Origin of the sequence: Hydrogenophaga bisanensis (assembly GCF_042665135.1) — a bacterium.
Taxonomy (GTDB): domain Bacteria; phylum Pseudomonadota; class Gammaproteobacteria; order Burkholderiales; family Burkholderiaceae_C; genus Hydrogenophaga; species Hydrogenophaga bisanensis.
The window spans coordinates 1-2,818 of sequence record NZ_JBHTBX010000028.1; the positions used below are offsets into that span (position 1 = coordinate 1).

At 46.1% G+C, this 2,818-nt stretch carries 4 protein-coding genes; 2 read left to right on the forward strand and 2 right to left on the reverse strand.

Features of this window, described 5'->3' with window-relative positions:
* Positions 1-28: 28 nt before the first annotated feature.
* Positions 29-448, reverse strand: a complete 420-nt coding sequence (locus ACFQNJ_RS19245) for a recombinase family protein (protein ID WP_382260355.1) — start codon at positions 446-448, stop codon at positions 29-31.
* A 135-nt stretch (positions 449-583) separates the two neighbouring features.
* Between ACFQNJ_RS19245 and ACFQNJ_RS19250 the strand changes: the two genes are divergently transcribed.
* Both ACFQNJ_RS19250 and ACFQNJ_RS19255 read left to right on the forward strand, forming a co-directional pair.
* Positions 584-1,222 (forward strand): hypothetical protein, encoded by a 639-nt coding sequence (locus ACFQNJ_RS19250; RefSeq protein ID WP_382260357.1) that lies wholly within the window; start codon positions 584-586, stop codon positions 1,220-1,222.
* 135 nt (positions 1,223-1,357) lie between these two features.
* On the forward strand, positions 1,358-1,867 hold the full coding sequence (locus ACFQNJ_RS19255) for a hypothetical protein (RefSeq protein WP_382260359.1): 510 nt from the start codon (positions 1,358-1,360) through the stop codon (positions 1,865-1,867).
* A gap of 179 nt (positions 1,868-2,046) precedes the next feature.
* On the opposite strand, the gene ACFQNJ_RS19260 is transcribed toward ACFQNJ_RS19255, so the two are convergent.
* Positions 2,047-2,271: a ribbon-helix-helix protein, CopG family gene (locus ACFQNJ_RS19260; RefSeq protein WP_382260361.1), complete on the reverse strand. Its 225-nt coding sequence runs from the start codon at positions 2,269-2,271 to the stop codon at positions 2,047-2,049.
* Positions 2,272-2,818: the final 547 nt, after the last annotated feature.

Below are 2,818 nucleotides of genomic sequence, written 5' to 3' on the forward strand. Positions count from 1 at the left end.
CGCGCCGAGCAGTTGTCCGCCTTCATCATCATGATCGCCGCTCGTTCTTCAGCCGTGAGTTGTTCGTAGTGCTTGCCCATCGCGGTACCTTACCGGTTGGGTGTTGCACTTGATTATTGATTCCGCCAGTTGATGACGTAACATCAAGATTGCCAAATTGACAAATGATTACTTTAATACTTCGGTGTTCTAAAAGTTTGATTGTTTGAAGAACGTCGACAGCGTCGCGTCCCAGACGGTCAATTTTTGCGACAACAAGTGTCTCACCATCCCTAATTTTGTGGAGGAGTTCTGCGAATTGCTTCCTCTGAGTCGCAGACACTTTGCCGCTGACACCTGTGTCAGCGAACCAGTAGTCGACCTGGTAGCCCGCTTGCTTGAGTTCAAGCAGCTGGTTGTCCGTGGTCTGCTGAGTGGTCGAGACGCGACCGTATCCAAAGACTGCCATTGTTTTGCACCTCACACTGTTGGAATACGGTGTGACCATAAAGGTGGTGCAGGAAATGGCAATACCTATTTTTCCAACAGTTCCAGCGCTGTCTCAGTGACGGTGTAGGAATTCGGTCGATTTTCAATGCAAACTATGTTAAACAAAAAATTCATATTCATTGGTTTTGGTATTTTAATGCTTTCTGGTTGTGGTGGAAATATTGATTTAGCTAAAAAGAAAATTGAATCAAGTGTTTCAGATCCATCAAGCTTGCAGTATAGAGACGTCAAAGGCTATAGTGAAGGGGTTGTTTGCGGTGAATTTAATGCAAAGAATAAAATGGGTGGATACGCTGGATTCAGTAAATTCATCTTTTCTGTAAGTGGTGATCAATTGGATGCAACCCCGTCTGAGGACAAATGGTCATACTTATGCAATGATGGTGAAAAAAAGCAACTCAAATTTTCACGAAGTGATGAGTTGAAAAAGTTTGTTGTCAATGGGCTGATCTACAAATCAAATCAAAAAATCAGGGTTGAGTATAGCGAAAAACTTTCCAGATTGGAGCTTGAGGTGTCTGCGCTAGAGTCAGGGTGCATGAGAAGCAAAAAAGGTGTAACTGGAGACACTGGTGACTGCTCAATGCTGATGATAAAGAGTAGCGAAGTATCTTCCCTGCGAACATCTATCTCCCGTTTAGATACTGAATCTGCTAAATTAAAACGCTGGATGGATGAGCGTGAAAAAAGCTTAACCGAAGTGTTTGGTGAAATTGAAATCCCGCCGATTTGAGTTCTGATAAACTATGCGTTTCAATAGGTTTTGTAAATATTTATCAATTCAATCCATCTGTTTGTTTGATATATTAATTTAAGAATTTCATGTGTCATATATAGTTGTATCTATTGCTGCAACTAGGGAGACAACATGAGCAAGCTAAAAAGCGTCGTTGAAGACTTTGCAAAAGAACGTGAGTTCGAGCAGGTTTTAAATGACCGTGACGGGTTCAGCCTGACGTTGGTCGATCCTCTCGACTTGGTCGCAACACAAGGTCAAATGATTGTTGAGCTTGATGCTGACGAAAGAGTCATCGACACATTCATTTATTACGATCTGGAGTGCAAAGACTCAGTTCGTCGAGAGGTCATTGAACTCATTCACGAGATTCATCAGCGGTGGTCGTTCGGTCGGTTTGAATTGCTGTCGAACGGTGGTCTGCGCTGGTGTTACCGCTTGGACACGATTGGTCTTGAGATCAGCGTTGACGCATTGAAGCAGATCACTGGTACTGGATACTATGCTGCTTCGATGTTCTCTCTTGCTATTGACGAGGTCGTCAATCAAGGTCGTGCGACTGAAGATGTGATGCGTGATTTCGACGAAGCGAACGAGAAAGCAAGACGGGAAGCTGACGGGATCAGAACTTCTATGCGCTAATTCGGTAAACGTACACAGCGATGTAGTCGTCTTTCGTCAGTTGCTTCTTGATCGACTGATTCAGAGTCCGAAGCTGGGAATCAGTGATCTGTGTCTTGTTGTTCGAGCTGAAGTCAACAGAGAACTGAGCTTTCTTCTTGAGTGCATCGATTTCTTTGTCGGTCATGGTGTGATTCCCTTCAATCTGCGTGGATCTGCTCAAGTGCTGATCGAACACCAGTGCGCTCAAGATCTATCAGGACGCGTCGGACAGCGGTCCTGATCATCTCGGTCTTGGGTATGCGTGTCACTGCTGCATAGTGGTCGAGAGCGTCAGCCAGGGACGCTTCCAGACGTATGGGGAACTGTCGATAGGTGACAGCTGTGCGGACTGCACTGTCTTGTGTCTTTGATCTGCTGGTCATGGTTGATTTCCTTTTGCTGGGGATGAGAGAGTAAGAGTCACTCGTGATGACGGTCGCGACAGCATCAGCGTCAGTCGCAGTCTCTAGATGCTCTTTTGTTCTGGTATTTATGCTGAAAGAGACCTTCAGAGATCAGTGAATGCACAACTGAAGACTGGTATTCATCGCGCTTCTTTCCGCTCGGAAATAAAAAATCCCGCTTCTAGAGCGGGACTTGTCTTTTCAGACTGCACGAATTTTGTACGTCAGAGATCTTGATCGTGTGATCTCGATCGTGTGATCTTGAGCGTCTGGATCACGTCACTGGTGTGGTTTCCACTGTGTCTGGTACTGTTCCTGACGTTGTTCCTGACGTCTGGCGCTTGCTCTTGCGCGGTACTCGTGTCTTGTTGGGGTCTCGGTACCTGGACTTCATCGCATGCGACGTCCCCCCGGATTTGAGTAGCGGCTGACTCTGGAGTCCAATCCCGAAGACAGGAGATTGGACGTGAAGAAGAGATTTACGGAAGAACAGATCATTGGCTTCCTGCGCGAAGCAGAGACGGGC

What these genes read in the sequence shown, in the direction of transcription:
- ACFQNJ_RS19245 (WP_382260355.1), bottom strand. Translation starts at nt 448, where the DNA reads ATGGCAGTCTTTGGATACGGTCGCGTCTCGACCACTCAGCAGACCACG.
- ACFQNJ_RS19250 (WP_382260357.1), top strand. Translation starts at nt 584, where the DNA reads ATGTTAAACAAAAAATTCATATTCATTGGTTTTGGTATTTTAATGCTT.
- ACFQNJ_RS19255 (WP_382260359.1), top strand. Translation starts at nt 1,358, where the DNA reads ATGAGCAAGCTAAAAAGCGTCGTTGAAGACTTTGCAAAAGAACGTGAG.
- ACFQNJ_RS19260 (WP_382260361.1), bottom strand. Translation starts at nt 2,271, where the DNA reads ATGACCAGCAGATCAAAGACACAAGACAGTGCAGTCCGCACAGCTGTC.